Raw genomic sequence first — 22,760 nt, 5'->3', positions numbered from 1 at the left:
CTCCGTATCTGTTACTGAGGTCACATGGAGGGAGGTCACGCCCTGAGCTGCGTAGCACCCGGTTCCGGGGACCCGGTAGCGTGAGCCGACGATTCCGAAGGTCCCCCATTCGTAGGAGTCCCGGTGACGCAGAGCGGACAGGGCGAGGAGCCCTCGGCGCGGCCCGCGCGCGAAGGCATCGTGCTGCCCTCCGACGGAGGTGAGCCGCTGCTGCCGGGTATGACGGCGGGACCCGCCGGTCAGCAGCACGGCTATCAGAACAACGGCTATCAGAACAACGGTCAGCAGTACGGCCCGGCGTACGGCCAGGACGCCGCCGGCGCGGCGCCGGCCGGTGGTCAGGCCTGGGGCCGGCCGTGGGGCCCCGAGCAGCAGCAGGGCGCGGCCCAGCCGCCCGCGGTGGCCTGGCCGTCCGCCGCGCCCCCCGAGACGGCCTGGGGCACGCCGGAGGCGGCGCCTCCCGGTCCGCCCTGGCAGCCGGGCCCCGGCGCGGGCCCGCTGCCGCCGGAGGGCGCACAGCCCACGGCGTACGGCGCACCGGGCGCCCCGCTGCCGCCCGCCGCCCACGAGGGCGCCACCCAGTACCTCCCGCCCGTCGCGGCCGCGCCCGGCGGCGCCGACAGGGCCGCCCAGCACCTGCCGCCCGTCGCCGTGCCGTCCGCGGACGAGGGGGCGACCCAGTACATACCGCCGGTGGGCCCCGGGGCCCTGCCCCCCGAGATGCCGGCCGCCGGGGCACCGTCCGAGTCCACCCAGTTCCTGGGCCGCGCTCCGCTCGCGGGCCCGCTGCCGAACGCCGCCGATCATCCCGACGCCCAGGCCACGCAGTACATCGCCCCGGTGCCCGCGCAGCCGGCCGCCGCATCGTACGGCGGCGGCCTGCCGGGCGAAGGCGGCGACCGGCAGCCGCCCGCCGAGTTCGACAACCTCTTCCGCAGCGACGCGGGCGGGGCGGGCGGCGAGAGCCAGGCGGGGGCCACGCAGCAGATGCCGCGCATCCCGCAGCACGACTCCGGATACGGCGGACCCGGCGGGTACGACGGCTACTCCGCTCAGCCGAATCCCGCGTACGCCCCGCCGGCCGGTCCCGGTGGCGGGCGGCGCGGGGCCCGGGACGACGACGGTGGGGGCCGAGAGGGCCGAACCGGTTCGCGTGTGCCGCTCATCGCCGGCGTCGGCATCGCCATCGCGGTGGTCGGCATCGGCGCGGGCGCGCTGCTCGGCGGCGGTGGGGGCGGCGACGACAAGGGCGACAACAGTACGACCGTCTCCGCCACGGCGCCCGCGACCGACGGTTCCGCCTCGGCGGCCGCCGATCCGGCCAAGGAGCAGGCCGTCGCGCTGGACAAGCTGCTGGCCGACAGCGGCACCAGCCGGAGCACGGTGATCAACGCGGTCGCCGACGTGAAGTCCTGCGACAACCTCGGCCAGGCGGCCTCCGACCTGCGTGCCGCGGCCAAGCAGCGCACCGACCTGGTCACCAGGCTGTCCGCGCTGTCCGTCGACAAGCTGCCCGATCACGCGGCGCTGACCACCGCCCTCACCGACGCGTGGAAGGCGTCCGCGTCGGCCGACAACCACTACGCGGCCTGGGCCGACCAGACCGCGAGCAACAAGAAGGCCTGCAAGAAGGGCCAGGCCCGCACCACCCCCCAGACCGACGCGGGCAACAAGGCGAGCGGCACGGCCAGCACACAGAAGAAGAAGGCCGCGCAGCTGTGGAACGCGATCGCGCAGAAGTACGGCCTGACCCAGCGCCAGCCGACCCAGCTGTGAGGAACGCGGGCCGGGACCACCCGGCCCGCCCCCGTCAGCTCAGGTCCCCGTGCTCCAGCGTCCCGGTCACGTCGACGAAGCCCTTCCTGGCCGCCACCAGCCGACCCTTGCGTACGACCTGAAGGGTCACGTCGGCGTTGGTCAGGCGCGGGAAGCCGACGGAGGCGAGCCGGTCCTGGAAGCGCCAGCGGAGCGTCGGGGTCAGGCCGCCGGTGCCGATCTCGAGCCCGTCGTCCAGCGCGCGCCGCACGGTGTCGGCGGACACCTCGCCGCCGGCCAGCGACTCGACGACCCGCTTGAACACGGTGTACGCGATCCAGGTGGTCTGCACTCCGGCGTCCGCGGCGTCGATACGGTTGTCGGAGAAGGCCTCCTCGCTGATCACCTTCTTCATCCCGTCCCAGCGCGCGTCGCTCGCCACCGGGTACCAGCCGGTGATGTACGACCCCTCGTACGGCCCCGACGTCCCGCCGGACGCGTCGATCACGGTCTGGTCCACGCTGCCGAGCACGGTGGCGGTCCGCACGGCCGGGTAGTCCTCGCGGGCGCGCCGGAAGGAGTCCATGAAGGTGCTGGTGGCGTCGCCGAGCGCGGGCACCACGCATCCCCGCTGCGCTGTCCCGTTGCCGGTCGCCCGTTGCAGGGCGCGCTCCGACTGCGTGGAGTACTCGGTGGCGTCCTCCACCGCCAGCACGTCGTCCGTCTTCGCGTGCTTGCCCGCCTTCAGTCCCGAGTTGAGCAGATCGGGCAGGGCGTCTCCCGCGATGGTGTCCGGGCGGACGAGCGCGACGGATCCGCACTTCGCGGCGAGCTCCTTGCCGAGGCCGGACAGCAGCGTGGGCTGGCCGCCGTTGACGGGGTAGGACAGGGGACTGGTGAACTCGGCGTTGGTGAGGCCGTAGCCGCCGATGTATGGGATGCCGGCGCCCTCCAGCGGCGGGAAGAACGAGTCGGCGTACTGGCTGTAGGAGCCGAGGACCGCGACGGCCTTCTCCTTGACGGCACGCCGGGCGCACTTCGCGGCGGCGACGCTGTCGTTGTGTTCGTTGCAGGTCAGCACCTTGAGCTTGCGGCCTCCGGCCAGGCCGCCGTGGGCGTTGATCCAACGGGCGTAAGCCAGGGCGAAGGCGGGCATTCCGGGCTTGTTGGTCGCGGTCGTGTCATCCGGTGCCCAGGTCATGACGGTGATCGGGTCGTCCCCTGAGCCCCCCGTGGCGCCGGGGACGACCCCGCATCCGACGGCGAGGGACGCACACGCCACCAGGACGCCCGCGGCGCGGCGGGCCGCTCTGGCGCGTCGGCTGGTGTTGGGGAGGAAGGTGCTGCGCGTGTGTCGCCTGCCAGTCATGGACACGCACGATTCCGTCACATTCCTAACCTGGGAGTGACCCTCGGTCAACGAAGGGTGACGCGAAGGTGAATTGCGGGGGCCGGTGAGGGGCGCGTGAAGAGGAACGTACGATCGATGACCGTGCAAGGTTCGGAGAACTCTTCCCGTCGCGGCCGTCGCTCCTCCACCATGGGCGGCATGCCACTGAACGACATGCCCTGGTGGCGCTGGCGCAGCAATGTGCGCTCCGCGCTGCACATGCTCTCCGATCCGGTGTTCCAGCGGGACGTCTGGCTGGCCGGCGTGGACGGATACGGAGACGTCACCGACGCCGTGTACCGCCTGGTCGAGGACACCTGGCTCGACAACTGGTCCGCGGAGAAGTACGTCGGCACGATATTCCGTGACTCGCAGGAGGCGGCGCTCGTCGACACCGCCGTCCTGCGCGTGCTGCGGATCATGCATCAGGTCGGCCCGGACGCACCCGTCTCCGCGTACGTCGACCACGAGGCGTGGCCGGAGGCGATACGGGCGGCGCGCGACGCGCATGTCCGGCTCGCGGTGAGCGACGGGGACGACCCGGACGCGCCCCCGCGGACGCTCGAGGTGCTGCGGATCCTGACACGGTCCGCTTAGCGGACGGAGTTCCGCCGGGGCCCGGCGGATATGGGACCCTGTCCTGCATGAGTGAGCAGTCCACCCGAGCCGCGGCCCCGGCCGACCAGTACGTCCTCACCCTGTCCTGCCCTGACAAGAAGGGCATCGTGCACGCCGTGTCGAGCTACCTCTTCATGACCGGCTGCAACATCGAGGACAGTCAGCAGTTCGGCGACCACGACACGGGTCTGTTCTTCATGCGCGTCCACTTCTCGGCGGATGCCCCGGTGACCGTGGACAAGCTGCGGGCCAGCTTCGCCGCGATCGGTGACTCCTTCCGCATGGACTGGCAGATCCACCGGGCCGAGGAGAAGATGCGGGTCGTCCTCATGGTCAGCAAGTTCGGGCACTGCCTGAACGACCTGCTGTTCCGGGCGAGCATCGGCGCGCTGCCGGTGGAGATCGCGGCCGTGGTGTCCAACCACACCGACTTCGCCGAGCTCGTGGGCTCGTACGACGTCCCCTTCCACCACATCCCGGTGACGAAGGACACCAAGTCCGAGGCGGAGGCGCGGTTCCTCGAGCTCGTGCGCGAGGAGAACGTCGAGCTCGTCGTCCTCGCCCGCTACATGCAGGTGCTGTCGGACGACCTGTGCAAGCAGCTCAGCGGGCGGATCATCAACATCCACCACTCCTTCCTGCCGAGCTTCAAGGGCGCGAAGCCGTACCACCAGGCGCATGCGCGGGGTGTGAAGCTGATCGGTGCGACGGCGCACTACGTGACCGCCGACCTGGACGAGGGTCCGATCATCGAGCAGGAGGTCGAGCGGGTCGGCCACGGCGTCACGCCGGACCAGTTGGTCGCGATCGGACGCGATGTCGAGTGCCAGGCGCTGGCGCGGGCCGTGAAGTGGCATGCGGAGCGCCGGATTCTGCTGAACGGCCGGCGGACGGTCGTCTTCGCGTAGACGTGCCGCTTGCCGCGTGCGGTCCCGGGTGGGTGATCCGAGCCAGTGCCTGTCGGGGTACTAGATACGGCTCAACGACGCCGCGGCCAGCAGCACGTCCCTGATCGCCTGCCGGTCTCCGACCTGCCCCGCGGCCGCCTCCTCCGGAGGGACATGTCCCGCCGCGAGTCGGCAGAACTCCACGCCGTCCAGGGCGACATGGGCCACCTCGTGGTCCGCGGAGCCGACCGCCGCCGGGGAGTCCAGCGGGATCAGCCACTCCCCGCCGCCATGCCCCTCGATCTCCAGCCGCAGACTGCGCCCGGGATCACCGGCCGGTACGAGGTGCCGCCCCCGGCCGGGCGCGGCGAGCCCGGCGCGGCGGCGCTCGGCCAGCGCGCTCGGCAGCATCCGGGCCGCGAGGTCGATCATTCGGTGCAGATGGCGCGGGGACGGCGGATCATAGGGGTAGTCCACGGCCTCCGCGATGTCCTCCGCGTGCACCCAGCACTCGAACGCACGGTCCAGCATCGCGTCCCGCAGCGGCAGTTCGACCTCGCCGCCGCCGTCACAGTCGCTCTGGCCGTAGGACACCGTCGGCTTCCCGGAGCCTCCGCCCGTGAACGACACCATCCGTACGATGCCGTGGCTCTGCTCCCGCCAGGGGGTGCGTACGGAGCGGGTGGGCGGGAAGTGGGACGTACGCCAGTACGCCTCCGTGCGGCCCGCCGGTGTCGGCGCCGTGCCGGCCGGGAGGTCCGCCAGCGGGTCGTCGAGACCGAGCGCGATCGCGACGAGACCGTCGACCGCCAGCAGATGCGCGATGACCCCGGCGACGGTCGTACGCCGGCTCGCCGCGGCGGCCCCGTCGAACCACCGCAGCCGCACGGGCGCGTGCCACTCGGCGTCCCCGAAGTCCTGGAGCAGCGCGTCGAGGCGGGCGGTCTCGGCGTCGTACGCGTGGGCCCAGTCGGGCACCGGGATGCGCGGCGGACGCCGGTCGAGGCAGCCCGCCAGGACGCGCGTGCGCAGCCCCGGGTCCAGGTCCAGGGGCTCGGGCGGGTGCAGCAGGCCGACCGCCTCGCGCAGCCGCCGTGCCTCGTCCGCGCAGGAGCCGCAGCTGCCGAGGTGCTCCTCGACGGCCGCCGTCTCCTCGGCCGAGCAGGCCGCCAGCGCCCAGGCACCCAGCAGCGCCTTCAGGACCGCGTGCTCCAGCGCGAGCGGCGCGGGGCCCGGCGACGGGGCGGCGAGGTCGGCGGGCGCGGGCAGCGGCAGTCCGGTGTCCTCGACGGAGGCACGTGGCATCGGTATGCGGGGCGGGGGCTCACCCGGGTCCTGGCCGTCACCGACGGCGGGACCGTCCGGTCCGCTGGGACCGGCCGGCCCGTCGGGGCCACCAGGTCCGGCGGCTCCCTCGGTGTCCGCGCGGTTCGGCGCTCCGAACCCGCCCCCCTCCTGATCCTTTTGACCCTCTTTGCCCTCTGGGTGCTTCTCGTGCTCGTCGTGTTCCTCGCGCTTGTCGTGATCGTCCTCGTCGTGCGCCTCGAAGCGGTCCGCCCCGGTCACGCCGCACCTCCGTATTCGGGTGGGGTCCCGGGTGCGCCGACGTCGTGGGCGGTGGACAGCAGCTGCAGGCCCAGGCGGAGCCGGCGGCGGGCCTCGTCCTCGGTGACGCCGAGGTCGGCGGCGGCCTGGCGGTAGTCGCGGCGCTGGAAGTAGGCCAGATCCAGGGCGGCCCGCAGCGGGGCCGGCATGGACTGGACGATGTAGTCGGCGCGGGCGGCGACCGAGGCGTGACGCACCTTGAGCTCCAGTTCCTCGGTGGAGCCGGGGCCGTCGCCGGTGAGGGCCGCGGTCTCGGTGGCGCGCAGGCGCTGCACGGCCAGACGATTGGTCAGGGCGGCCACCCAGGTGCGCAGGGGGCCCTCCTTCGGGTCGTACGCCTCCGGGTGTTCCCAGACGTGGGCGAAGACCTCCCGGGTGACACCGTCGGCGGCCCGATCGTCTCCGAGCACGCGATGGGCGAGACCGTGCACAAGCGATGCGAACCGGTCATAGAGCTCGCCGAGGGCGGCCGCCTCACCGCGTGCGAGCCGCTGTTGCATCTTGCGGTCCCAGCGGGGCGGTGCGTCCTTTTTCGCCATGCGGTCCCCTCACCGGTCCGTCCTGTTTTCCAGCGTGCGCCCACCTTCACTCCGAATGTAGTCGGCGCGTCCGGCAGTGCACGCCCCTTTGTTGCAATGTGCGCCCCTCGAAGAGCCGTGGGTGGTAGTGAACCGCCGAAGGGCCTCGGGAGAGTCTTGGAGGGCCATGGAATGGAGTCTCTGCTCACTCGGCTGCCCAACAACTCGGCGATCAGACACGATCGAACAGGATCGAATTCGATTGAAACAAGCCTTCTCTGATCGATATCCGTTTCTCGGGGAGTGTTTCAGGGAACAGCCGCTGGGCAGCCGCGCTGCAAGGAAGCGAAGGAGTTGCTTCCATTTGGCGAGCGAAGGGCGTGGTGGTGGCATTCAAAGTGACCGACGGCGAGCAAGGCGACTGGGCCGTGCTCCATGTGTCGGGCGAACTGGACCTGGTGACGTCGCCCACGCTGCGTCAGCGCGTGCACGACGTGGTGGCAGAGGGCCGGCACAGCCTCGTCCTCGATCTGTCCGAGGTGTTCTTCTGCGACTCCAGCGGCGTCGGCGTCCTCATCGCCGCCCGCCGTCTGCTGCGTTCCTGCCAGGGCAGCCTGCGGCTGGTCCTGCCGGCCCAGGGCGCGGTCGAGGGCTCCCATGTCAACCGGGTCTTCGGCGCGCTGGGTGTCCGCCGCCTGTTCGACGTCCACCCGGACCTCGCCACGGCCGTCACCGAGGAGTCACGCCCGCTGTCGGCGTGAGCGGCCTCACTTCCTTGCTCCATGCCACACCGTTGTCCCGGAATTCCCCCGGTCCTGGCACAAGCGTCGTTTTCCCCTCCCGGATGGCCCCCGGCGTCGTACGCTCCAGGTCAGATGCACCCAACGTGACGTAAGGCGGGCCGAGAAGACATGGTCAGCAGCGAGTACGAGCGCAGGATCGCCGCCCGGTTCGTCGTCTTCGACCAGGACGGCAGCGGCTACATCGACCGGGAGGACTTCAGCGTGGCGGCCAAGGCGCTGCTCGCGGAGTTCGGCACTCCGGCCCGCTCCGACAAGGGACAGGCCCTGTATGCCGGCGCCGAGGCGTTCTGGCAGGGCATGGCCGGAATGGCGGACCGGGACGGCGACCAGCGCATCACCCGGGAGGAGTTCGTCAACGGCGCGGTCAAGCGCCTGCGCGACAACCCCGACCGGTTCGGCGAGATCGCCCGGCCGTTCCTGCACGCGGCCCTGGACCTGGCGGCCGCACCGGACGGCACGGCCACCGTCGCGGACACCGTGCGCGTGCTCACGAACCTGGGCGTGCCCGAGGACATCGCGCGGACGGCAGCCGCCACGCTCGACACCGACGGCGACGGCCGGGTCGGTGAGGCGGAGATCGTGCCTGCCTTCGCCCGTTACTTCACCGTCCCCGAATAACGTTCCCTGAGCTGGTACTTCAGTACCTTTCGCAGGGTCTCGTTGCGCGGCAGGGCGTCCACCACCTCCAGCTGTTCCGGCAGCTTGTGGACCGAAAGCCCTTCCGCGCGGAGATACGACGTCACCACGTCCAGGGTCAGCCTCTCGGCTCCCGGCGGCTGTTCGACGACGGCACAGACCCGCTCTCCGCGCTCGGTGTCCGGCAGGCCGACGACCGCGACGTCACCGACCGCCGGGTGCCCGTGCAGCAGGTCCTCGATCTCCTTCGCCGAGATGTTCTCGCCCTTGCGGATGATGATGTCCTTGAGGCGGCCGGTGAGGACCAGATGCCCGCTGTCGGTGACGTGCCCGACATCGCCGGTGCGCAGGAACCCGTCCCCGTCGAAGGCGTCCGCCGTCTGGGCGGGGTCCAGATACCCCTGGCACACGGCCTCCCCCTTCAGCCGCACCTCCCCGTCCACGATCCGTATCTCCATTCCCTCCGGCGGCCGCCCCTCCGTCGTCGCCAGGTTCTCCACCGTGTCGTCCGGCGCCCCCATGGTGATCATCGGCACCTCGGTCATGCCGTACCCGTGGGTGAGCTGCACCTCCATCTCCCGTACGACGGCGTGGTACACCTCCGGCGGCTTGGGCGCCCCGCCGCCCGCGAGCAGTCGTAGGGTGGGGATGACCTTCGAACCCGGCTGTTTGCGCTGCTCGGCGAGGAACATCGAGTAGAACGCCGTGGACCCGCCCGCCACCGTCACCCCGTGCCTGCGGTACCCCTCCAGCGCGTCGGGCAGCGCGAACTGCTCGAACATCACCGCCGGGAAGCCGTACAGCAGCAGCATGACCGTGTAGTCGGGGCCGGCGATGTGAGCGTAGGGGAAGGCCATCGAGCCCACGTCGTCCGCCGACAGGTGCAGCGCGTGGGCGAGGCAGGAGCCGCCCGCGATCAGCGAACGGTCCGTGTGCAGTACCCCCTTGGGGTCGGAGGTGGTGCCCGAGGTCCAGTAGATCCAGCGCACCGACGTCCCCTCGGCGGGCGGCGGGGGCAGTACGGACGGATCCCCTTCGGGGAGGGTGTCGTACGCCTCGAAGATCCCCTTCGAACCCAGCCGCCGTGCCATCTCCGTGTGGTCGAAGCCCCGCCATGTCCCGGGTACGGCGAAGAACTCCGCCTTGGACTCACGCAGCGCGAAACCGACCTCCCGGTCCCGGTGGAAGGGGATGACCGGCGTCTGTACGGCGCCCAGGCGGGCCAGGGCGAAGGACAGCAGGGCCGTCTCGATGCGGGTGGGCAGCTGCCAGGCGACCACCGTGCCGGGGCGTACGCCCATCCCGTACAGCCCGGCCGCCACCCGTTCGGCCCGCTCACGCAGCTCTCCGAAGGTCAGCGCACGGTCGTCCTGGAGGAGGACGGGGCGGTCGGGGGTGAGGACGGCGCGGCGGACCACCAGTTCCCAGAGGGTGCGGGCGGAGCTCAGAGCGTGCGCGGTGTCGTTCACTTCGGACCCCTGTTCAGCTGACGGATAGTCAGATCGTGGGCAGAGCGTAGGGCCGACCGCCTTGTCGGTCCAGGGGTGCGCGGCTAGCCTGCCCCTCGGCAGTGAAAAACTGACGGCTCATCAGATGAGTGGCGGGACGAGTGCTCATGGACCTCTCCTACACGCCCGAGGAGGAGGAGTTCCGCGCGCGGCTGCGGGAATGGCTCGCGAGCGTGCTCCCGACGCTGCCGGCGAAGCCGTCCCCCGACGACTGGCCGGGGCGCAGGGCCTACGACCTCGGCTGGCAGCGGATGCTCCACGCCGCCGGGTACGCGGGGCTGCACTGGCCCGTGGACGCGGGCGGCCGGGGGGCCACCCCCACCCAGCACCTGATCTTCCTGGAGGAGACCGAGCGAGCGGGCGCACCCTACGTGGGGGCCAACTTCGTCGGGCTGCTGCACGCGGGGCCGACGATCGCCGCCGAGGGGACGGCCGAGCAGCGTGCCCGCTGGCTGCCGCCCGTCCTGCGCGGCGAGGAGGTCTGGTGCCAGGGCTTCAGCGAACCGGACGCCGGATCGGATCTGGCCGCGTTGCGCACCCGCGCGCGCAGGGACGGCGATCACTACGTGGTGAGCGGGTCCAAGATCTGGACCTCCCACGCCGAAGTGGCCGACTGGTGCGAGCTGTTGGTGCGGACCGACCCGTCGGCGCCCAAGCACCGCGGGATCACCTGGCTCGCCATGCCCATGGACGCGCCGGGCATCACCGTACGGCCGCTGCGGACGCTCGCCGGGTCCGCCGAGTTCGCCGAGGTGTTCCTCGACGAGGTGCGGGTGCCGGTCGCCAACCGGGTCGGGGAGGAGAACGACGGCTGGCGGGTGACGATGGTGACCCTGTCCTTCGAGCGCGGTACGGCGTTCGTGGGCGAGGTGGTGGCATGCCGACGCGTACTGGCCGAACTCGCCCGGGAGGCCCACAAGAACGGCCGGTGGGACGACCCGGCCCTGCGGCGCCGGCTGGGCGTGCTCAACGCCGAGTTCCGCGCCTTGTGGCGGCTGACGCAGTGGAACGTGAGCGAGGCGGAGGCCGGGGGCGGCGGGGTACCCGGCGTCGGGGGTTCGGTTTTCAAACTGAGGTACTCACACGCGCGACAGGAGCTCTACGACGCGGCGGCCGACGTCCTGGGAGTCGAGTCGCTCGATCTCGTCCGGCCCTGGGTGCTCGACCGGCTGTCCTCGCTGTCGTACACCATCGCGGCCGGCACCTCGCAGATCCAGCGCGACATCGTGGCCGAGCGGATCCTCGGACTGCCGAAGGGGCGGTGACTCTCCGGAATGCGTTTCCAACTCACGGAGGACCAGCGAGCGTTGCGGGCCGGCGTGCGAGAGCTGCTGGCCCGGCGCTTCGACCGCGCGGCGCTGCGGGCGGCCGTCGACCGGCGGGGCCTGGACCGGGCGCTGTGGCGGGAGTTGGGCGCCGCGGGGTTCTTCGCGCTGCGGGTGCCGGAGGCGGACGGCGGGGTGGGGCTGGGGCTGCCCGAGGCGGTGTTGGCGTTCGAGGAGGCGGGCCGGGTCCTGCTGCCGGGTCCCCTGGTGGCCACACATCTCGCGGCGGGCGCGGTGCCGGGAGCGGCCGCCGGGGAGGCCGTCGTGGCGGCCGTCGACGGCGGGCTCGTGGAATGGCTGGCGGAGGCGGACGTGGTGCGCGGGGACGCCTCCGGGGCCGTAGCACTGACGTCGGTGGACCCGCTGACGCCCCTGCACCGGGTGCCCGAGCCGACCGGGCCGGGTTCCGCCCCCGACCCCGTCGCCTTGCTCCTCACCGCCGCCGAGCAACTCGGCACGGCCACACGCGCGTGCGAGCTGGCGGCGCAACACGCCCGGACCCGTGAGCAGTTCGGGCAGCCGATCGGGGCCTTCCAGGCGGTCAAGCACCTGTGCGCGCAGATCCTGGTGCGGGCCGAGGTGGCCCGCGCGGCGGTCTACGCGGCCGCCGTCACCGCCGACCCGGTCGACATCGCCGCGGCCCGGCTGCTCGCCGACGAGGCCGCCGTACGCGGCGCCCGCGACTGCCTCCAGGTGCACGGCGGCATGGGCTTCACCTGGGAGTCCGAGGTGCATCTGCATCTCAAGCGGGCGTGGGTGCGGGCGCGGCGTGCGGGCGGCGTCACGGAGAGTGAGGAGCTGCTCGCGGCCGATCTGGCCGTCGGCACGGCATAGCGCCTGACCGGTGGGGTGCCGGCCGCGCGAGTGTCACGGATCGTGGCACGACGAAACTACGGAGCGTTGATATCGGGTTGTGTCCTGTGCCGGGACTCGTCACGGCCCGGAGTCGGCACCCCGCTCCGGTACCTTGTGTGGGATGCGAGTGGTTCCGGATATGAGCCATACCGGTGTTGCCCTTGGGGTGGCCCCGGATCAGGCGGTGCGCGCCGCTGCTCGCGGGACGGGAAGGGCTTGCTCCAGGCCGCGTTTCCCGGCCTGTTCGACTCCCCGCGGCATGGGTCGCACAGTATGCCGCACGGGTACTCCTTGGCGCTGGAATATGCCCGAAGCGCTTGTTGGGGTGACTGTACGTCAACCAAGCTGTCCTATAAGGGTTTCACGTTCCGTGATCCTGGCTCCGGCCATTGTCCTGGCCATGCCGAAAATGGCTACGATCGTGGCCCTCGTCATGGCCCTCGTCGTGGCGCTCGCGTGGCGCGAGTCCATGTGTCCGCCGGTTCGGATGGTGTGAGCGGTGCAGGTGCTACAAGTGCAGTTGGAGGTCCGGCCCGACCCCGCCGAAGTGGGGCGTGCTCGGAGATGGGCGCGCTCGCGGCTCGCCGGGTCCGGTATAGAGGCCGACGAACCGCTCGCCGAGACCCTCGTCCTCCTCGTCTCCGAACTGGTCACCAACGCCGTCGTGCACACCGGCTGTCCGGCTGTCCTGCGCCTGTCGCTGGCCGCCGTGGCGGCGGAGGTCGCCACCGTCCGCCTCGAGGTGGCCGACGCCAGCGTCCGGGCGCCGGTGCCCCGGTGTCCGGACGGCGACGAGACCGGCGGCCGTGGCCTGGCGCTCGTCGACGGCCTCGCCGACCGCTGGGGCTGGAGCCCCGAGGGCGCGGGCAAGCGCATCTGGTGCGAACTGGACCGCTGCGAGCGGCCCGAGGTGCCTGAGACGAGCTGCGGTGGCGTGGCGTCGCCGCACGAGGGGCTGGCGTACGGGGCGTACGAGGCCGTGTGACACGCGCCCATGACGGGTGTGTATGACGGGCGCACGGGTGCGGGAGTTCCGTCGCCCCTGGTGCACGGGTGCGGAAAGCGCTGTCGTGCGGTGAGGGCCGAGGCGTCGTGCGCCCGGACGTGCTTCCGTGCGCGCCCGCGGCGAATCAGGGCGTAAGTAATAAATCCCCGATCGGGTGTTGACGCGACGTGTCCGTTTGATCACGCTTGTGGCAGCGATTCGCCGCGAGGGGACGGCGAGGGTCCCGGTGACGGGGACCCTCGGCGAGTGTGGGTCGTGAATTCGGCGTCGTTTCCCTCAGGGTCAAGGGGAACCGGGGCGGGTACGCCGGAGTCGGATGGCGGCGCGCGGTGCCGTGCTCGGGGCGGGCAGCGGCGCGCCGCCAGCCGAACTCACTCCGAAGGCCCGCCCGGACTCACTCCGCGGGCCGGCCGGACTCGCCCGGCTCGCCTACAGGATCGCGACCGGCGCCACCGGGGTCCCCGTCGCTCCGACGAACGGCTCGGGCATCGCCGACAGCAGGAACGCGTAGCGCCGTTCTTCTCCACAGGCTGTGGACAACTTTTCGATATTCCAGTTCTGGCCCTGCAGCATGCCCATCTCCACGAGGTCGAGCGCGTGCACGGGCAGCCACAGATCCTCGATCTCGGGCGGAAATATCTCAAACGTGAGGGTGTCGTTCGCGACCGCCGCCACATCGCGCGCGTGGAACCACTCCGGCGTCCGGATCGACAGCCCCGGCGACGGATGGGCGTACGCGTGCTTGTCGCCCGCGAGACAGACCTGGATCTGCCCGGTCCGCACGAGCACGACGTCACCGGCACGCACCCGCGTGCCGGCCAGTTCCTCGGCGGCCTCCAGGTCCTCCGGAGTGACGGCGTGCCCGCCGTCCAGCCGCTCGACGCCACGCGCGCGTGCCACGTCCAGCAGCACCCCGCGCGAGACGACGTGCCGCGCCTTGTCGATGCCGCTGAACTCGGCGCCCCCGTGCGCGGTGACGGTGCCGGCCGGGCGGCCGTTGTAGAGCCTGCCCGAGTGCGAGACATGGGTCAGCGCGTCCCAGTGGGTGGCGGCCTGGAGCCCCATGGTCACGGCGTCGTCGCTGCACGCCACCGTCCCCGGCCCGAAGATCTCCTGGTTGATCTGCACCATGGTGTGCAGCGGGTTGACCCGCCCCGGGATCATCCCGGTCTGCACGCCGTCCTCCTGGAGGGGGAGGGCGAGGGGGACACGCCGTCCGGTGCGCACGCATCCGGCCGCCTCCCGGACGACCTCGTCGGTGATCAGGTTCAGGGTGCCGATCTCGTCATCGGCTCCCCAGCGCCCCCAGTTGTTGACGCGCTTGGCGATCTCGTGGAACTCGTCCGGCAGCGACATGAGTCCTCCCCGGGGCTTGTCTCCAGGCATCCGACCGGTCATAAAATCTAACGGTCCGTCAGATACCGCGGGAAGGGGCCGGGCGTGGGGAACTTCTTGGCAGGCAAGGTCGTCGCCGTGACGGGCGCGGGACGGGGCATAGGCCGGGCGGTGGCGCTGGCGGCGGCGGCCGAGGGCGCGCGGGTCGTCGTCAACGACTACGGCGTCGGCGTGGACGGCGCCTCACCGACCAGCGAGGTCGCCGAGGCCGTGGTCAAGGAGATCGAGGCCGCGGGCGGTGAGGCGGTCGCGGTGGCCGACGACATCTCCACCATGGCGGGCGGGCAGCGGGTGGCCGACACGGCCGTGTCGGCGTACGGGCGGCTGGACGGTGTCGTCTGCGTGGCCGGGATCCTGCGCGAGCGGATGCTGTTCAACATGTCCGAGGAGGAGTGGGACCCGGTCGTGGCCACCCACCTCAAGGGCACGTTCACCGTGTTCCGGGCGGCCTCCGCGGTGATGCGCGGCCAGCGCTCCGGCACCCTGATCGGCTTCACCAGCGGCAACCACCAGGGCTCCGTCTCCCAGGCCAACTACAGCGCCGCGAAGGGCGGCATCATCTCGCTGGTGCGCAGCGCCGCGCTGGGTCTGCACAAGTACGGGGTGACCGCCAACGCGGTGGCCCCGGTGGCCCGTACGCGGATGTCGGCGAACGTGCCCATGGAGCTGGCGGAGATCGGCGAACCGGAGGACGTGGCCGCGCTCGTGGTCTACCTGCTGTCCGACCGGGCGAAGGAGGAGCGGATCACCGGCCAGGTGTACACGATCGCCGGCCCCAAGATCGCGGTGTGGGCCCAGCCGAGGGAACTGCGGGCCGCGTACGCCGACGGCTCCTGGACCCCGGAGCGGATCGCGGACTTCCTGCCGGGGACGGTGGGGACGGATCCGATGCCGTTGCTGGAGCGGGTGGAGGCGATGGAGCGGGCGGCGAAGGACGGAGCCAGGCCGAACGCCTGAGCAACTCTTTCCGAGGAGGTCACCGTGGAGTTCGGGTTCACGCCGCAGGACGAGGCGTTCCGCGAGGAGGCACGGGCCTGGCTCGCCGCGCACGCCGACGACGCCCAGGACCGCCGTACCTGGGAGCGCACCCTCGGCAAGGCGGGCTGGATCGGCCTCGGCTGGCCCGAGGACGGCTACGGCAACCGCACGGCCACCCTCACCCGGCAGGTCGCCTGGGCCGAGGAGTACGCCCGCTCGTCCGCGCCCCCGCGCTCCGGGCACATCGGCGAGAACCTCCTCGCCCCCACCCTTCTCGCCCACGGCACCGACGACCAGAAGTCCCGCTTCCTCCCCCCGATCGCCGCCGGTGACGAACTCTGGTGCCAGGGCTACAGCGAACCGGGTGCCGGCTCCGACCTGGCCGGCGTGCGCACCACGGCCGAACGCGAGCCGGGGGGAACGTACTACCGGATCACGGGTCAGAAGATCTGGACGTCACTCGCGCACGAGGCGGACTGGTGCTTCGTGCTGGCGAGGACGGAACCGGGTGCGCGGCGTCACCACGGGTTGAGCTTCCTGCTCGTCCCCATGGACCAGCCGGGCGGTCGCGTCGAGGTCCGCCCCATCCGCCAGCTGACCGGCACGAGCGAGTTCAACGAGGTGTTCTTCGACGGGGCGCACGCGCGCGTGGAGCACGTCGTCGGCGGTGAGGGCGGCGGCTGGCGGGTCGCGATGAGCCTGCTCGGCTTCGAAAGGGGCGTCTCGACGCTCGCCCAGCAGATCGGGTTCGCCGCGGAGTTGGGGCGCGTGGTGCGTACCGCCGTGCAGACGGGGGCCGTGACCGATCCCGTCGTACGGGACCGGCTGGTGCGTCAGTGGGCCGAGTTGCGCACGATGCGCTGGAACGCCCTGCGCACGCTGGGACGGACCGGTGACGCGGGCGCGCCCAGCGTGACCAAGCTGCTGTGGGCCGGCTGGCACCAGCGGCTCGGGGAGCTGGCGATGCTGGTGCGTGGCGCGGCGGCGGGCGTCGGCCCGGCGGACTGGTCGCCCACGGCACCGTACGAACTCGACGCCCTGCAACACCTGTTCCTGTTCTCCCGGGCCGACACGATCTACGGCGGCTCGGACCAGATCCAGCGCACGATCATCGCCGAGCGCGTGCTCGGCCTGCCCAGGGAGCCCAAGGGAGCCGCGTGATGCGAGGCGTGATCTACGACGGGAAGCAGGTACGGGTCGTGGACGATCTGGAGGTACGGGATCCCGGACCCGGCGAGGTGCTGGTCGCGGTCTCCGCGGCGGGCCTGTGCCACAGCGACCTGTCCGTGGTGGACGGGACCATCCCCTTCCCCGTGCCCGTGGTGCTGGGGCACGAGGGCGCGGGCGTGGTGGAGGCGGTGGGCGCGGGCGTCACCCACGTCGCGCCCGGGGACCATGTGGCCCTTTCGACGCTCGCGAACTGCGGTGCGTGCGCGGAGTGCGACCGGGGCCGGCCGACGATGTGCCGGCAGGCGATCGGCCGGCCCGGGCAGCCGTTCTCCCGGGACGGCCGCCCGGTGTACCAGTTCGCCGCCAACTCGGCGTTCGCCGAACGGACCGTGGTGAAGGCCGTGCAGGCCGTCCGCATCCAGAAGGACATCCCGATGCCGTCCGCCGCGCTGATGGGGTGCGGGGTGCTGACCGGGCTGGGCGCCGTGCTCAACCGCGCGCGCGTGGACCGCGGGGACAGCGTGCTCGTGATCGGGACGGGCGGCATCGGCCTCAACGTCATCCAGGGCGCGCGGATCGCGGGCGCACTGCGGATCGTGGCGGTGGACGCGAATCCCGCGAAGGAGGCGGTGGCCCGGCAGTTCGGCGCGACGGACTTCCTGACCTCGACGGAGGGCGTGCGGAACGTCCTGCCGACCGGTGCGGACCACGCCTTCGAGTGCGTCGGCCGGGTCGAGCTCATCCGCGAGGCGATCGACCTGCTGGACCGCCACGGCCAGGCGGTCCTGCTCGGCGTGCCCCCGGCGACGGCGGAGGCGTCCTTCCGCGTCGCCTCCCTCTTCCTGGACAAGGCGATCCTCGGCTGCCGCTACGGCTCGTCCCGCCCGCAGCGGGACATCGCGCTGTACGCCGAGCTGTACCGGCAGGGCCGGCTGCTGCTCGACGAGCTGGTGACGGGGACGTACCCGGTGGAGGACTTCGAGAAGGCGCGGGCGGACGCGGAGGCGGGACGGGTGGCGAGGGGGGTCCTGACGTTCTGACCTGCGGAGTCCGGGCCAGTGGCGCGAGTTGTCCACAGGGTCGGGAAAACTCCTGGGGTGTTGTCGGTGCCGACCCCTAACGTCGTCGCATGACTTACCGCGACGTCGCCTCGAAACCGGTCCTGGCCTGGGCCGGTGTGGCCATCGGTGCCCGCATGCCGGTGGCCATGGCCCCGCTGGCCCTGGTCTTCCTGGTGCGCGAACGCCCCGGGGGCTACTCCCTGGGCGCGGTCCTCGCGGCGGCCTACGTGATCGGCGAGATCGTCGGCGCCCCCGTCCTGGGGATGCGGCTGCGCCCCGAACGGGCCCGGGTCCAGCTGGCCGTCGGCCTCGCGGCCGGAGCCGTCGGCTTCGCGGGGCCCGGGGCGTTCCCGGACGCGCACGCTGTCGTCCTCGCCACGTTCGCGTTCGTGGCCGGGGCCGCTCCGGCCGCCGCCACCGGTGGTCTGCGCACGCTGCTCACCGAGCTGGTCCCCGAGCGGGCCGCGGCACAGGCGCTGTCCATCGAGTCGATGCTGATGGCGGGCGTGTGGGCCGTCTCCCCGGCCGCGGTCGCCGGCCTCGCCCTCGGCGTCGCACCGCGCGTCCCGCTGCTCCTCGCCGCCGCCCTGATGGCGTCGTCGGTCGCGGGCCTGTGGCTGCTTCCGGCGGGTTGGGGCACGGACGACGCGGCAGGTGAAAGCCGGGCGGGCGGGTCGCTGCTCCGGGTGCTGACCGACGCCTGGCCGGTGTACGTCACGGGCGCGGCCAGCCTCACCCTGCTCGGTCTGGCCGAACTCGTCCTGCCCGCCCTGCTCGAACAGCGCGGCATCGGCGTCGGCTGGTCCGGTCCGCTGCTGACGGGGATGGCGGTGGGCGGCGGGCTCGGTGCGTTCGTCTACGGCCTTCGGGGCTGGCCGGGACGACTGCGCACCCGCAGCGTGGTGCTGATGGCGGGGACGTCCGTCTGCGTGACGCTCGCCGCGCTGATACCGGACACGGCGGGGATCGCGATGGCCCTGGCCGCGGGAGGCACGCTCCAGTCGGGCGCGATGCTCACCCGCAACCTCTCCCTGCGCGAGGCCCTCCCGCCGAGCGCCCTGGCCGCGGGCTACTGCGTGATGTACGCGGCGGCGGGCGCGGGCTATGCGGCGACGGGTTCCCTCGCCGGTGCGCTGCTCAAGGTGGTGGCCCCGTCGACGGCGATCCTGGCCGGCGTGGGTCTGACGCTCGCGCTGACCGCGGTCGGCTGGTGGGGCGAGGCGCGGCGCGACGGCCGTTCAGCGCAGGGTGCCGACATCGCCGTAGCGCTCGCTGTCGCGGAGTCCACCGCTCCTGACCCGGAACGTCCGCCGATACGTGGTGGGCGTGACCCCGAGCGCCGCCTGTAGGTGCTGCCGCATCGACTGGGCCGTGCCGAAGCCCGCGTCCCGGGCCACCTGGTCGACCGAAAGGTCGGTGGACTCCAGCAGGTGCCGGGCCCGTTCGACGCGCTGCTGGGTGAGCCACTGGCCCGGGCTGACGCCGACCTCCTCGCGGAAACGGCGGGTGAAGGTGCGTACGGACATGGATTCCTGGGTGGCCATGTCGCGCAGCTGGATGGGTTCGTGGAGGCGGCCGAGGGCCCAGGCGCGGGCGGCGGTCGTGGTGGCCAGCTGCGGGTCGGGCACGGGCCGGTCGATGTACTGGGCCTGCCCGCCGTCGCGGTGCGGCGGTACGACGGTGCGGCGGGCCACCTCGTTGGCGACCGCGGTGCCGTGGTCGCGGCGGACGATGTGCAGGCACAGGTCGATCCCGGCCGCGACGCCCGCCGAGGTCAGCACGTCGCCGTCGTCGACGAACAGCACGTTCGCGTCGACCTTGACCCGGGGGAAGAGCCGCTGGAGGCGTTCGGCGTCGGCCCAGTGCGTGGTCGCGGGGCGGCCGTCGAGGTGGCCGGCGGCGGCGAGGACGTACACGCCGGTGCAGATGGAGGCGAGCCGGGTGCCGGGCCGGATGCGCGCGAGAGCGGCGGCCAGTTCGTCGGTCAGTACGCCCTCCTCGAAGACCGGGCCGAGCTCGTACGACGCCGGGACGACGACCGTGTCGGCGGTGGCCAGGGCCTCCGGGCCGTGGGCGACCTGGACGGAGAAGTCGGCGTCGGTCCGGACGGGCCCCGGCGGCCGGACCGAGCAGGTGAGGACCTCGTACAGGTGCCGTCCCTCGGCGTCCTTGGGGCGCCCGAAGATCCGGTGCGGGATGCCCAGCTCGAAGGGGAGCAGCCCGTCGAGGGCGAGCACGACGACGCGGTGGGGGCGGAACGCACTCTCACTGGCCATGGCCCGATCCTAGCGAATGCTGTCTTTCGGGCCACTCGTTCGGGGCGCTCCCGTATCGGAAGCTTTATGGCGTGACCCAGACAACCGAAGCCGTAGACGCGGCCGCCACGGCGGAATCGCCGTCCGCCAGGAAGCCCCGCGTCCGCATCCACCGGGCGTGGTTCGTCGCCGCCGTCACCTTCGTCACGATCATCGGCGCGGCGGCCTTCCGCTCCCTGCCCGGGCTGCTCATCGACCCGCTGCACCAGGAGTTCGGCTGGTCGCGCGGCACGGTCGGCGCCGCCGTCTCCGTCAACCTCGCCCTCTACGGGCTCACCGCGCCGTTCGCCGCCGCGCTGATGGACCGTTTCGGCATCCGCCGGGTGGTCGCGGTCGCGCTGACCGTGATCGCGGTCGGCTCGGGGCTGACGGTGTGGATGACGGCGGCCTGGCAACTGCTGCTGTGCTGGGGCCTGCTGGTGGGCCTCGGCTCGGGGTCGATGGCGCTGGCGTTCGCGGCGACGGTGACCAATCGCTGGTTCACGACGCGCAAGGGCCTGGTGACCGGCATCCTCACCGCCGCCTCGGCCTCCGGCCAGCTGATCTTCCTGCCGCTGCTCTCCTGGATCGTCGAGAAGCACGACTGGCGCCCGGCGGCCGTCACCGTGGCCCTCGCGGCCCTGGCGGTCGTCCCCTTCGTCTGGCTGCTGCTGCGCGACCATCCGGCGGATGTGGGCCAGAAGCCGTACGGCGCCGAAGAATTCGTACCGAAGCCCGCTCCCGTCCAGGGTGCCGCCCGCCGTGCCGTGACCGTCCTCTTCTCGGCGGTCCGCACCGGCCCCTTCTGGCTGCTGGCCGGCACCTTCGCGATCTGCGGCGCCTCGACCAACGGCCTGGTCCAGACCCACTTCGTGCCCGCGGCCCACGACCACGGCATGCCCATCACGGCGGCGGCCTCGCTGCTGGCGGTCATCGGCGTGTTCGACGTGGTCGGCACGGTGGCCTCGGGCTGGTTCACCGACCGCTTCGAACCGCGCCGCCTGCTGGCCGTGTACTACGCGCTGCGCGGCATCTCGCTCCTCTTCCTCCCGCTGCTGCTGGCGTCCACCGTGCACCCCCCGATGATCTTCTTCATCGTCTTCTACGGCCTCGACTGGGTCGCCACCGTGCCGCCCACCCTGGCCCTGTGCCGGGAGCAGTACGGCGAGGACAGCGCCATCGTCTTCGGCTGGGTCCTCGCTTCCCACCAGATCGGCGCCGCGCTCGTCGCCTTCCTGGGCGGTGTCGCCCGGGACGTCTTCGGCTCGTACGACATGGTCTGGGTCGCGTCGGGCGCGCTGTGCGGGGCGGCGGCGCTGATGGCGCTGGTGATCAGGCGACGGCCGGTGGGGGCGCAGGTGGCGCCGGCCTGACGGTCAGCGTTCTTCCTGGAGCCGCGCGAAGCGCCCCCGGTGGAAGACGAGCGGGCTGCCGACGTCGCCGTCGCGGCCGCCGGTGCCGAGGGCGTCCACCCGCCCCACCACGATGAGGTGGTCGCCGCCGGTGTGCACGGCGTGGATGGTGCAGTCGATCCAGGCGAGGGCCCCGGTGAGGCGCGGCGCGCCGGAGACCGGGGCCGGTTCGTGCGCGACCCCCGCGAACTTGTCCGCACCGCTCACCGCGAAGGCGCGGCACAGCTCGCCCTGGCGCTCGTCCAGGACGTTGACGCAGAAGACGCCGGCCCGGGCGATGCGCGGCCATGTCGTCGACCTGCGGCCGACCATGAAGGCGACGAGGGGCGGGTCGAGGGAGAGGGAGGAGAAGGACTGGCAGGCGAAGCCGGCGGGGGAGTCCTCACCGTCGGCGGGTGGTGCCGTGACAACGGTCACGCCCGTCGCGAAGTTCCCCAGCACCCGCCGGAACTCGCCCTGGTCGACCGGCGCGCGCTCGTCCTCACCGACACACCGCAACTCCGGTCGCGGCAGCGCCTCGACGGGTGCCGGGGCCGAAGCCCCGGCCGACCTGAGGTAACGGACGGCGGCTGCCGCCATCCCTGCGTGTCCCATCACGTTCCCCATTGAAGCTGACGGTGCGTCAGATAGGAAGGGTTGCCGGCCCCCTGAACTGCCGGACCCGGAACACAGTCCGTGAACTACCGGCCCCTGAACTCGGGGCTCCTGCGCTCCACGAACGCCGTCACTCCCTCCCGCGCGTCCTCCGCCGCCATGTTGATCTCCTGCGCGGCGGCCTCCGCCGCGAAGGCGGTGGCGCGGTCGGTGTCGAGGGAGGCGTTGACGAGCTGCTTGGTGAGGGCGAGGGCGCGGGTCGGGCCGGCGGCGAGGCGTTCGGCCCACGCCCGGGACGCCTTGTCCAACTCCCCGTCCGGGACGACGCGGTTGACCAGGCCGAGGCGCTCGGCGTCCGGTGCGGTGAGGGCGTCGCCGAAGAACATCAGCTCCTTGGCACGCTGGGGTCCGACGAGGCGGGGGAGCAGGTAGGCCCCACCGCCGTCGGGGACCAGTCCGCGCCGTACGAACACCTCGATGAACCGCGCGGATTCCGCGGCGAGTACGAGGTCGCAGGCGAGGGCGAGGTGGGCGCCGAGGCCGGCCGCCGTACCGTTCACGGCGGCGATCACCGGCTTCTCGCAGTCGAGGACGGCGGCGACGAGCCGCTGGGCGCCGAGACGGAGGGTGCGGGCGACGTCGCCGGCGATCCGCTCTCCGGCCGTCGAGGCGCCCCGCAGGTCCGCTCCCGCGCAGAAGCCGCGGCCCGTTCCCGTGATGACCACCGCCCGCACCTCAGGGTCGGCGGAGGCGTCACAGAGCAGCCGGATGATGCGTTCCCGCTGGTCAGGGGTGAGGGCGTTGAGGGTTTCGGGTCGGTTGAGGGTGATGCGGGAGACGTGATTGTCAGTGGCGTGCAGTACCAATGACTCAGCGGATTTTTCGGGCTCACGGGTGGAATCCGTGGAGTTTTTGCGATCCGTGAAGTCCGTGCCATCCGTGGAATCGGG

General features: G+C 72.3%; 21 protein-coding genes. 13 read left to right on the top strand and 8 right to left on the bottom strand.

The genetic code is table 11. The features are described 5' to 3' along the window. Nucleotides 1–123 precede the first annotated feature (123 nt). Entirely contained in the window at nt 124–1,776 is a 1,653-nt protein-coding gene (locus tag ACFY16_RS23805) for a hypothetical protein (protein ID WP_390649174.1), read from the top strand. A 34-nt stretch (nt 1,777–1,810) separates the two neighbouring features. Here the strand turns inward: ACFY16_RS23805 and ACFY16_RS23800 are convergent, their stop codons facing one another. Continuing rightward, entirely contained in the window at nt 1,811–3,124 is a 1,314-nt protein-coding gene (locus ACFY16_RS23800) for an ABC transporter substrate-binding protein (RefSeq protein ID WP_390649173.1), read from the bottom strand. Between the two features lie 117 nt (nt 3,125–3,241). Here ACFY16_RS23800 and ACFY16_RS23795 point away from each other — a divergent pair, with 117 nt between their 5' ends. Beyond that, entirely contained in the window at nt 3,242–3,742 is a 501-nt protein-coding gene (locus ACFY16_RS23795; protein ID WP_351144517.1) for a hypothetical protein, read from the top strand. Between the two features lie 47 nt (nt 3,743–3,789). Further along, nucleotides 3,790–4,671, top strand: a complete 882-nt coding sequence (gene purU / locus ACFY16_RS23790; RefSeq protein WP_390649172.1) for a formyltetrahydrofolate deformylase — start codon at nt 3,790–3,792, stop codon at nt 4,669–4,671. Between the two features lie 60 nt (nt 4,672–4,731). On the opposite strand, the gene ACFY16_RS23785 is transcribed toward purU, so the two are convergent. Together ACFY16_RS23785 and ACFY16_RS23780 are read right to left on the bottom strand one after the other, a co-directional pair. Then, entirely contained in the window at nt 4,732–6,216 is a 1,485-nt protein-coding gene (locus tag ACFY16_RS23785; RefSeq protein WP_390649171.1) for a zf-HC2 domain-containing protein, read from the bottom strand. After that, a complete protein-coding gene (locus tag ACFY16_RS23780) occupies nt 6,213–6,794 on the bottom strand; it encodes a sigma-70 family RNA polymerase sigma factor (protein ID WP_390649170.1) in 582 nt (193 codons plus the stop codon). Before ACFY16_RS23780 ends, ACFY16_RS23785 begins: the two co-directional genes overlap by 4 nt. A gap of 359 nt (nt 6,795–7,153) precedes the next feature. Between ACFY16_RS23780 and ACFY16_RS23775 the strand changes: the two genes are divergently transcribed. Further along, nucleotides 7,154–7,534: an STAS domain-containing protein gene (locus tag ACFY16_RS23775; protein WP_390649169.1), complete on the top strand. Its 381-nt coding sequence runs from the start codon at nt 7,154–7,156 to the stop codon at nt 7,532–7,534. A gap of 150 nt (nt 7,535–7,684) precedes the next feature. Continuing rightward, nucleotides 7,685–8,194: an EF-hand domain-containing protein gene (locus ACFY16_RS23770; RefSeq protein WP_390649168.1), complete on the top strand. Its 510-nt coding sequence runs from the start codon at nt 7,685–7,687 to the stop codon at nt 8,192–8,194. On the opposite strand, the gene ACFY16_RS23765 is transcribed toward ACFY16_RS23770, so the two are convergent. Further along, a complete protein-coding gene (locus ACFY16_RS23765; protein ID WP_390649167.1) occupies nt 8,173–9,681 on the bottom strand; it encodes a class I adenylate-forming enzyme family protein in 1,509 nt (502 codons plus the stop codon). The two genes, ACFY16_RS23770 and ACFY16_RS23765, sit on opposite strands and share 22 nt — an antisense overlap. 146 nt (nt 9,682–9,827) lie before the next feature. On the opposite strand from ACFY16_RS23765, the gene ACFY16_RS23760 reads away from it, so the two are divergent. From ACFY16_RS23760 to ACFY16_RS23750, 3 genes are all read left to right on the top strand, one after another. Then, nucleotides 9,828–10,985: an acyl-CoA dehydrogenase gene (locus ACFY16_RS23760; protein WP_390649166.1), complete on the top strand. Its 1,158-nt coding sequence runs from the start codon at nt 9,828–9,830 to the stop codon at nt 10,983–10,985. A 9-nt stretch (nt 10,986–10,994) separates the two neighbouring features. Further along, nucleotides 10,995–11,879, top strand: coding sequence for an acyl-CoA dehydrogenase family protein (locus ACFY16_RS23755; RefSeq protein ID WP_390649165.1), 885 nt, complete (start codon nt 10,995–10,997; stop codon nt 11,877–11,879). Nucleotides 11,880–12,414: 535 nt separating this feature from the next. Continuing rightward, nucleotides 12,415–12,885, top strand: coding sequence for an ATP-binding protein (locus tag ACFY16_RS23750; protein WP_390649164.1), 471 nt, complete (start codon nt 12,415–12,417; stop codon nt 12,883–12,885). A 450-nt stretch (nt 12,886–13,335) separates the two neighbouring features. Here ACFY16_RS23750 and ACFY16_RS23745 read toward each other — a convergent pair whose 3' ends face one another. Continuing rightward, entirely contained in the window at nt 13,336–14,262 is a 927-nt protein-coding gene (locus ACFY16_RS23745; RefSeq protein ID WP_390649163.1) for a cyclase family protein, read from the bottom strand. An 84-nt stretch (nt 14,263–14,346) separates the two neighbouring features. On the opposite strand from ACFY16_RS23745, the gene ACFY16_RS23740 reads away from it, so the two are divergent. The 4 genes from ACFY16_RS23740 (at nt 14,347) to ACFY16_RS23725 (ending at nt 18,859) form a co-directional block, all read left to right on the top strand. After that, nucleotides 14,347–15,258, top strand: a complete 912-nt coding sequence (locus ACFY16_RS23740; protein WP_390649162.1) for an SDR family NAD(P)-dependent oxidoreductase — start codon at nt 14,347–14,349, stop codon at nt 15,256–15,258. 24 nt (nt 15,259–15,282) lie between these two features. Beyond that, complete coding sequence (locus tag ACFY16_RS23735; protein ID WP_390649161.1) at nt 15,283–16,440, top strand: acyl-CoA dehydrogenase family protein; 1,158 nt, start codon at nt 15,283–15,285, stop codon at nt 16,438–16,440. Next, the gene (locus ACFY16_RS23730; RefSeq protein ID WP_390649160.1) at nt 16,440–17,489 is read left to right on the top strand and encodes a Zn-dependent alcohol dehydrogenase; all 1,050 of its coding nucleotides are present in this window, start codon (nt 16,440–16,442) and stop codon (nt 17,487–17,489) included. The genes ACFY16_RS23735 and ACFY16_RS23730 overlap by 1 nt, the downstream gene beginning before the upstream one ends. 89 nt (nt 17,490–17,578) lie before the next feature. Then, entirely contained in the window at nt 17,579–18,859 is a 1,281-nt protein-coding gene (locus ACFY16_RS23725; protein WP_390649159.1) for an MFS transporter, read from the top strand. On the opposite strand, the gene ACFY16_RS23720 is transcribed toward ACFY16_RS23725, so the two are convergent. Then, nucleotides 18,749–19,786: a GlxA family transcriptional regulator gene (locus tag ACFY16_RS23720; protein WP_390649158.1), complete on the bottom strand. Its 1,038-nt coding sequence runs from the start codon at nt 19,784–19,786 to the stop codon at nt 18,749–18,751. The genes ACFY16_RS23725 and ACFY16_RS23720 overlap by 111 nt on opposite strands. Nucleotides 19,787–19,857: 71 nt before the next feature. On the opposite strand from ACFY16_RS23720, the gene ACFY16_RS23715 reads away from it, so the two are divergent. Next, on the top strand, nt 19,858–21,177 hold the full coding sequence (locus ACFY16_RS23715) for an MFS transporter (protein ID WP_390649157.1): 1,320 nt from the start codon (nt 19,858–19,860) through the stop codon (nt 21,175–21,177). 3 nt (nt 21,178–21,180) lie between these two features. On the opposite strand, the gene ACFY16_RS23710 is transcribed toward ACFY16_RS23715, so the two are convergent. Next, complete coding sequence (locus ACFY16_RS23710) at nt 21,181–21,810, bottom strand: flavin reductase family protein (protein WP_390649156.1); 630 nt, start codon at nt 21,808–21,810, stop codon at nt 21,181–21,183. Nucleotides 21,811–21,896: 86 nt separating this feature from the next. Continuing rightward, the gene (locus ACFY16_RS23705; protein ID WP_390649155.1) at nt 21,897–22,676 is read right to left on the bottom strand and encodes an enoyl-CoA hydratase/isomerase family protein; all 780 of its coding nucleotides are present in this window, start codon (nt 22,674–22,676) and stop codon (nt 21,897–21,899) included. Nucleotides 22,677–22,760 lie beyond the last annotated feature (84 nt).

It is taken from the genome of Streptomyces sp. NPDC001315 (assembly GCF_042896175.1).
Classification (GTDB): domain Bacteria; phylum Actinomycetota; class Actinomycetes; order Streptomycetales; family Streptomycetaceae; genus Streptomyces.
The sequence above is the reverse complement of the archived record's forward strand: the minus strand, read 5'-3'. Positions and strand labels throughout refer to the sequence as shown.

Bases quoted from the DNA above. Each gene is read 5' to 3' on its own strand.
- ACFY16_RS23760 (WP_390649166.1), top strand. From the start codon at position 9,828: ATGGACCTCTCCTACACGCCCGAGGAGGAGGAGTTCCGCGCGCGGCTG.
- ACFY16_RS23755 (WP_390649165.1), top strand. From the start codon at position 10,995: ATGCGTTTCCAACTCACGGAGGACCAGCGAGCGTTGCGGGCCGGCGTG.
- ACFY16_RS23780 (WP_390649170.1), bottom strand. From the start codon at position 6,794: ATGGCGAAAAAGGACGCACCGCCCCGCTGGGACCGCAAGATGCAACAG.
- ACFY16_RS23720 (WP_390649158.1), bottom strand. From the start codon at position 19,786: ATGGCCAGTGAGAGTGCGTTCCGCCCCCACCGCGTCGTCGTGCTCGCC.
- ACFY16_RS23730 (WP_390649160.1), top strand. From the start codon at position 16,440: ATGCGAGGCGTGATCTACGACGGGAAGCAGGTACGGGTCGTGGACGAT.
- ACFY16_RS23770 (WP_390649168.1), top strand. From the start codon at position 7,685: ATGGTCAGCAGCGAGTACGAGCGCAGGATCGCCGCCCGGTTCGTCGTC.
- ACFY16_RS23800 (WP_390649173.1), bottom strand. From the start codon at position 3,124: ATGACTGGCAGGCGACACACGCGCAGCACCTTCCTCCCCAACACCAGC.
- ACFY16_RS23795 (WP_351144517.1), top strand. From the start codon at position 3,242: ATGACCGTGCAAGGTTCGGAGAACTCTTCCCGTCGCGGCCGTCGCTCC.
- purU (WP_390649172.1), top strand. From the start codon at position 3,790: ATGAGTGAGCAGTCCACCCGAGCCGCGGCCCCGGCCGACCAGTACGTC.
- ACFY16_RS23725 (WP_390649159.1), top strand. From the start codon at position 17,579: ATGACTTACCGCGACGTCGCCTCGAAACCGGTCCTGGCCTGGGCCGGT.
- ACFY16_RS23710 (WP_390649156.1), bottom strand. From the start codon at position 21,810: ATGGGACACGCAGGGATGGCGGCAGCCGCCGTCCGTTACCTCAGGTCG.
- ACFY16_RS23745 (WP_390649163.1), bottom strand. From the start codon at position 14,262: ATGTCGCTGCCGGACGAGTTCCACGAGATCGCCAAGCGCGTCAACAAC.